This window comes from Vibrio sp. SG41-7 (assembly GCF_014164465.1).
Lineage (GTDB): Bacteria > Pseudomonadota > Gammaproteobacteria > Enterobacterales > Vibrionaceae > Vibrio > Vibrio splendidus.
Window position 1 is genome coordinate 22,556 of sequence record NZ_JACJFF010000065.1, and the last position, 7,179, is coordinate 29,734.

Genomic DNA, 7,179 nt, shown 5'->3' on the forward strand with positions numbered 1-7,179 from the left:
AGTCTTCCTCACAAAGGAATCGCCCATCTGATTAATAAAACGGACTTTCTCAAATCGAGAAAGTCCGTTTTCATGTCAATTAACTCAACGCGGTCTTGAATTTCTCAACGCGTGAAAACAGTAACCAATCCAATAGCATTGCAGTCACGAGCGTTGCACCCGCGAGTGGAAACAGTACCGAAATAACAACCACAGTCACTAAACCTGCTTTCCATAAGCCTGCATCGCCAAACTTCGGTGGCGTTCCCAGCTTTCTTTGGCCTGAAGGCCTACGCATCCACCACATTACTCCACCAGTCACTGACACCACAATGAATGCCAAACAGAACAACGCATTTAGAAGCTTGTTGATGATACTGATGTCACCTTGGTGTAGAGAAATACCAACAGCTAAAGTTTTGGCGAATAAATTGTAATCTTGCCACGTCACCTCTCCTAGAATGCGCCCTGAATATTGGTCAAGGTGAGTCGTGCGATCTTGGGTTGGGTCGATGATATCGCCACCCATGGTATTGGCAGCCACGGTGTAAACGCCCGTTTCTGAGCGCGGAAAATTGACTTTATATTGCGTAAAACCAAGAGATTGAGCTTTTGCTATCACATCATCAATCGAGAAATTACTCGCAGATAATACATGCTGAGAATGATCCTCACCCATCTTAGAATGATCATGAGCTTCAGACGCTTCTTCTACTTGGTGGACGTGTTCTGCTGGCTTATCTTGAGACAAAGGCAGTGGAGTTTGCTCTAGGTTCCAAGGCATTTCCTCTTCAGACCCGTGATTTAAAGAAGCATGCGTTTCGTTAGACAGAGGAATGTCGTCCCACATTTGAGCAGGAAACGTACTCCATGCTTGCACTAGCTTACCGCCCCAAAAGCCAGTCCATGATAATCCCGATAGAATAAATAACAGAAGAATGAATGACAGTGTTCCACCGATGTTCGCATGCAGATCACGCATTAAAATACGCGTTCCTGAACCAAATCGAAGCTTAAGAAAACCAGCGCGGCTCGCGTTATCTCTTGGTAGCCATAAGTAAATACCACTGATGAGCAACAGGATCGATAAGCTGATTGCAACCTCAATGAGGTAATCACCCCAATCGCCAATTAGTAATGTTCCGTGAATATCATTCGCGAGCTGATAAAGGCTATCGCTGCGTGGGATTTCTCCTACCACTTCGCCAGTGTATTGATTCACCGTAGCGAAAACGGACGTTCCGTCTTCAAGTGCCACCGAGAAACGGTTGGCGAGATCAGGGACTTTGCTCGGTACAAACTGTGTCACCGTACCTTGTGGGTATTGATGTTGTACGGCAGCTAATTGTTGTGACACCTTGATCGGTTCGCCCGATGCAACAATTTCAATCGCGTCTTGATGGAGAGCAAGTTCGATTTCATCGTCAAACAGCATCACCAAACCAGTAATACTCAACATCAACATGAATGGGATAACGAATAGCCCGGCATAGAAGTGCCAGCGCCAAGTGAGGAAGTAGAGAGTTTTATTGCGGTCTTTGCTTTTTATATTGGTTTTCGAACCGGTTGTTGCACTGCTTTTAGACTGCGAAGTTGCTTGTGCTTTCGCAGGGGTTTGAGATTCATTTCTCAACATTATTATTTCCTTTGACACACGCAAACATACCTTCTGAAAGATCAGAAAGTAATTTGAGCATGTTTAACTTTACTTAATACTTTATTTTTTAATTATTTTAGTGGGTTAGGTTTAAGCAATATCAAAGGGAGGGCCGCGCGGAGCTTGCCTCATATAGCGTTCGCTTAGAGCCAAAAAAGCGTAGCTGTCGGAGACAATAGAACTCAGTCGAGTTGTCAGTAGTGTAGTTGGAAGTTCGTCTTGGTGAAACGTGGAAAAATGGCTAAAGGGACACGGCTTTCCTTTGTGAGTATTGGGTTCGCCTTCTTCAATTTGAACCAGTTCAAAGCCGTTGACCGTACATAACGACGCCCATACTCCCGCACTATTACCATGAGCATTGATAACAGGCATTAATGTCACTAGCACCCAGCTTAATGCTGTAGCGAGTAACATGGAGAAATTGAACGAAGTTCGGCGCATTATTCCTAATCTTTATAAATTTTCCTTATTATGAGGCACTTGTTATATAGGTAAACGTAAAAATTAACATCAGGTTAGAAAATTGAAGCTAACGCACACTCTTTTTAGTTAAAAACTGGTTACAACGAAAGAGCCAAAAGAATGTTACGCACCTATTAGCAGTAACATGTCTAGATAGCAGTAACATGTCTAGAAAATAGCAGTAAACTGTTTATAAAAAAGACAATAAAAAACGCCGCCTTACAACTTCTTGATAAGAATGATGTAAGGCAGCGTTTTAGAAATCGAATCTTGAGGTTTTGCTCTTTGTTACGTATCTAGCAAACTCAATTGATTAGCAGATTAACCGAAGATCTTGCTCCAAATGCTTGGATTACGCTTCTCGTGATACTCTTCACGAAGGCCATCGATAGTACGAAGCTCTTGCTGTGCAGATTCAAATTCACCTTGGTCTAGCTTCTTCTCAATGCTATCAATCGATGCACTGATCTTTTTGAAACCTTCCATGAAGTGTTCTTCTTTCTCAATTGGGTAAACACCCGTTTTGAGCTCTGCAACTAGCGTGTCGATACGTACGATAGGCTTTTGCATCTCTTCAATGTTTTGAGCTTCTGCCGCTTGTTTGAACGCAAGCTTCATTTCTTGCATGTTTTTCTTAAGGTCAACATTAGCAAAAGCGTTGCCAGACAATAGCGAAGCAGCGATTAAGCCAGATAAAAGGATTGAGCGAGTTTTCATTGTTTCTCCAAGTGAAGCGATGTCTTTGAAGATAGCGCCATCGTTGTTGTGGCACTTCGACTTTATTATTTTCGGCTAGTGTATAGAAAAATCCGTCGGGCACAAAAATTGATTGTGTCGAAATGCAAACTAGCTAGCTAACCAATGACTAAAATGTAAAAAGTAACGGCTATTCCATCACTCAAATACCGAAAATTCAGCAATAGATTGGCGGCCACGCAATGCTAAAAATGCCAAAAATTGCTGTGGCGAATGAGTGACCACTTTACTCGAATCCACACCTACTTTGTCTAACAATACAGCGACTAAGTCCAAGCCACCGACATCTACGCAGAAATGCGCATCGCTACCTGTCGTAATAAACGCACCTTTCGCTTTCGCTATTCTTGCAATCTCATAACAGCGGTCAACACTGCCAACTCGGCTATTGCCTTTAAGCGTGGTGTTGTTAATTTCGATCGCAACGTTATGTTCCGCTGCACATTGAATCACAGCTTCAAAATCGAAATCAAAATTAGGGTTTCCTAAGTGACCAAGCGCATCAATTCGACCACCTTTAATCACATTCAACAATGCTTCTGTATGGGTAGCGACATCCGATGGACGAAATACTGGCTCATGAAAACTCGCGATCACCCAATCCAAGTTCTTATCCACACTCGGATGAATGTCGATTTCACCCTGTGTGTTCATGATGTTTGACTCGACACCTCGAATAATTGCGACATCTTCAATAAAACGAGGGAGCACACGCTGATTGCTGAAGAACCAATAGTGTGGCGCGCCCGGCATTGATTCTGAATGGTCAGTAGTACAAAACATGGCTAAACCGTTTTGCTTCGCCGATTTCGCGTTTTCGATCAGCGTGCTGTAAGCATGGCCACTTGCGTATGTGTGGGTGTGGGTATCTACTTTGAGTTCCATGAATCAATGCTCTCTTCGCTTAGTCAAAAAACGTTTTCCAGAAAGTAACTCTGAGCCTCTTTCTGGAAAGGAGTGCCCGCACCTTTTTCTGTAAAGGAGTGCTTCTGAAAAGGAATGCTTAATGGCAACAATTCGACCAGTTTATCAGCTGAAAGTGACAATTAGCACCTAAACATAAGGGTTTCTTGTAAGTTCATTTACACAGCACGATAATACGTGGCTAGCCAGACGACACTAACGCTTTTCTTATCTAAGTAAAATCGAACATACTCGGTAATTACGCCAATTTTTTGCAACCTACCCAAGTTCGTCAATACTTAAACCAGTCTACAAACTGGAGTGTTAGATGAGAAGAAGACGATATCCGCTGAGTATCCACATCACTAGCCTTTTCTTAATTTTGACCACTCTTGTCGGTACCGTACTGATTTCGATAAGTTATCGGCACTCTCAAGAACTGCTTTTAGGCACCGTGCGCGAAGTCAGTAATGAACATCGCGATAAGCTGGAATCGGTATTTAAACAAGCTATTGCCCCAGTCATCACAACCTTAAACGTGATGGCAGTGAGCCCGTTTGTTGCTCATCAAACCTCCTCCGTCGAAAAAGAATCTTGGCTTGCTTCGGTCGATATCATCTTCAAACAAAATACCAATTTAGTCGCTCTGTTCTATGGCTCTGAAGATGGCGATTTCAGAATCTTTCGTCCTCTGAGTTCCATTAAACAGAGAGCCGACAACAACGCTCCCGCCAAAGCGACCATGATGGTCAGCAGCACCAATCTAGATGGTGATAACTTTATTACCTTTCTCGATGGCGCACACCAAGTGATCAGTACCCGACAAGCCGAGAGTAAGTTCAACCCCACGACTCGACCTTGGTTTCGTAACGCAAAGCCTGACGGCTCAATACAACTCTCTGAGCCCTACCTGTTCTATTTCCTGCAAACCAATGGCATCACGCTTTCTAGACGTTCTTTGGATGGCAAGCATGTCGTTGGTGCCGACTTCACGTTGAAATCTCTCTCTTCCCAGATCAGTGAATTGGCCTACTCTCCACAAACCCGACTCGCTCTGTTCGATCAACATTTCAATCTTCTCGGCCAACATCAACTTGATCTATCGATTCCCAAGCTTACCTCCCAGCCTAACGACACAAGTAAAACTGAGAAAACGAATAACCAAACGACAGGGAAACTCTCTGGTAGTGAGCAAGACCAAAGCTTCTTTAATGTGCCCAAACGTGAACAGATGGAAGCATTGAAAGCATCCGTCATAGCACCACTTATCTCCGACGAGGAGAAATTAAACCTCAACCTAAAAAACGTTGAGTACAACTTAAACACTTGGGCATTAACGCTAACGCCTGTTGAGCTCACTCAGAATGTCACTTTATATTTGGCAGAGGCTACGCCACACAATGAGTTGCTCTCTGATCTTATCTCGATGCGTGACAAGCAAGTCGCCGTCGCGATTGGGATGTTGTTCATCTGCTTCGCTATCGTATGGTTTGTTGCTAATAGACTGTCTCAGCCACTCAATACACTGATGCAACTCACCGACAACATCGCACGATTTGACTTCAGGCGAACTCATTATCCCAAAAGCATGATTCAAGAAGTGGCTAACCTCGCCCACTCAATTGAGCTGATGGAACACACGCTTCATGATCTTATTACGCTACTTCGAGACACGGCAGGTAATCAGGAATTTTCGATCTTAGCCAAGAATATTGCTCATCAAAGCTATTTAATTACCAAAGCAGAAACCATCGTCCTCTTCACTCAATCAAAAGAGAAAGATGTGTTTGATACGGCCGCGAACCTCGCCATTCTTCCCTTTAAGGCCGACATCAATGACTTCATCAAGCACACCCCTTGGTTGCTGTGCCAGCTTAAATCTGGAGAAACCATCCACTTAAACCGAGAAGACAATGTTCTCAACTATTACCAAGATTCGATCTTCAATTCAGATCTGTACCTGTTTCCACTATTAAACCGTGAGAAGTTGTTGGTGGGTATCGTCGCAATTGGCTATGAAAGACCGATTACCAAGATGCAGGCAGACAAGCACGCCTTCTTACGAGAACTGCTCAGCTTTGCGGAAATAGCCAAAGACAACATCGACCAAATGCAGCAACAGAAAGACATGCTTAATGCCTTTATCGAGTTGATTGCATCAGCGATTGATACCAAATCACCTTACACGGGCGGGCACTGCCAACGAGTGCCTGAACTCACCAAATGGCTCACCCAAGCAACCATTGATGATGACCGTTATTACCCGCAATTCTCATTGGATAGTAAACAGTGGGAAGAGTTAATGCTCGCCGCTTGGCTTCATGACTGCGGCAAGGTAACCACACCCGAGTATGTCGTAGACAAAGCGACAAAACTTGAAACCATTTACGACCGAATCCACGAAGTGCGAATGCGTTTCGAACTGTTAAAACAACAGGCTGAAACGGACTACTGGAAAGCTATAGCGAACGGAGCGCTTCAAGAGGATCAGCTTAAGATCCTCGAACAAAGCTTGTCAGAATTGGATGAAGAATTTGCCTTTGTTGCTGAATGCAATCTTGGTGGAGAGTCGATGACGGACGAACAACTAGAACGCTTAGACCGAATAGCCAAGCGCCAATGGAAACGCACACTCGACGATCAGCTAGGGTTATCTTGGTCTGAAAAAGAGAGATTCAATGCACAACAAGACACGACAGAGAAGAGTGAAGCTGAACCAGCAAGAAAAGACCAAATACTACCGGTTATGGAGCCGCTACTTGCCGATAAGCCTGAGCATAAAATACCGTGGGACAATGGCTTTAGCCCTGCTGATGTATGGCAAGAAGCGTTTGTGCTTAAGCCAGGAGAGGTCAAATACAACCAAGGTGAACTGCACAACTTGAAAGTTCGTCGTGGCACGTTAAACGATGAAGAACGTTTCATGATCAACGATCATATTATTCAAACCTTCACCATGCTTAACAAGCTGCCTTATCCGTCTTACCTTCAGAACATTCCGGATATCGCCAGCGGACACCACGAGCGTATCGACGGTAAGGGCTACCCAAGAGGCTTAAGCGAAGACCAATTACCTTTACCGTCCAGAGCGATGGCCATTGCTGATGTCTTTGAAGCGCTCACCTCTAGTGATCGCCCGTATAAGAAAGGCAAACTCCTAAGCGAATCACTCAACATCATGACCGACATGGCCACCAGCGGTCATATCGATCCCAAGCTGTATTTGCTGTTCTTAGAAAACGAAATCTACGACAAATACGCTGAGCGATTCCTAGAGACTAAACAGCGTTGCGAGATTGAACCAAACGAACACATCGACCGAGTAAAAGAGTACATACGCTCATTATTTTAAGTTTGAGCTAACCATTTAGTCTTTAGTCTTTAATCTTTAATCTTTAGTCTTTAGTCTTTAGCCTTTAGCC

At 44.0% G+C, this 7,179-nt stretch carries 5 protein-coding genes; 1 reads left to right on the top strand and 4 read right to left on the bottom strand.

Features of this window, described 5'->3' with window-relative positions:
* Positions 1 to 79: 79 nt before the first annotated feature.
* The 4 genes from H5300_RS16810 to H5300_RS16825 form a co-directional block, all read right to left on the bottom strand.
* Positions 80 to 1,615 carry a PepSY domain-containing protein gene (locus H5300_RS16810; RefSeq protein WP_182796474.1) on the bottom strand — a complete coding sequence of 512 codons (1,536 nt, stop codon included), beginning with the start codon at positions 1,613 to 1,615 and terminating at the stop codon, positions 80 to 82.
* Positions 1,616 to 1,726: 111 nt separating this feature from the next.
* Complete coding sequence (locus tag H5300_RS16815) at positions 1,727 to 2,077, bottom strand: hypothetical protein (protein WP_061023346.1); 351 nt, start codon at positions 2,075 to 2,077, stop codon at positions 1,727 to 1,729.
* Positions 2,078 to 2,419: 342 nt separating this feature from the next.
* Entirely contained in the window at positions 2,420 to 2,815 is a 396-nt protein-coding gene (locus H5300_RS16820; RefSeq protein WP_004730193.1) for a cytochrome b562, read from the bottom strand.
* Between the two features lie 177 nt (positions 2,816 to 2,992).
* Positions 2,993 to 3,739, bottom strand: a complete 747-nt coding sequence (locus tag H5300_RS16825; RefSeq protein WP_182796475.1) for a phosphatase — start codon at positions 3,737 to 3,739, stop codon at positions 2,993 to 2,995.
* Positions 3,740 to 4,085: 346 nt separating this feature from the next.
* Here H5300_RS16825 and H5300_RS16830 point away from each other — a divergent pair, with 346 nt between their 5' ends.
* Entirely contained in the window at positions 4,086 to 7,109 is a 3,024-nt protein-coding gene (locus H5300_RS16830) for an HD domain-containing phosphohydrolase (protein WP_182796476.1), read from the top strand.
* Positions 7,110 to 7,179: the final 70 nt, after the last annotated feature.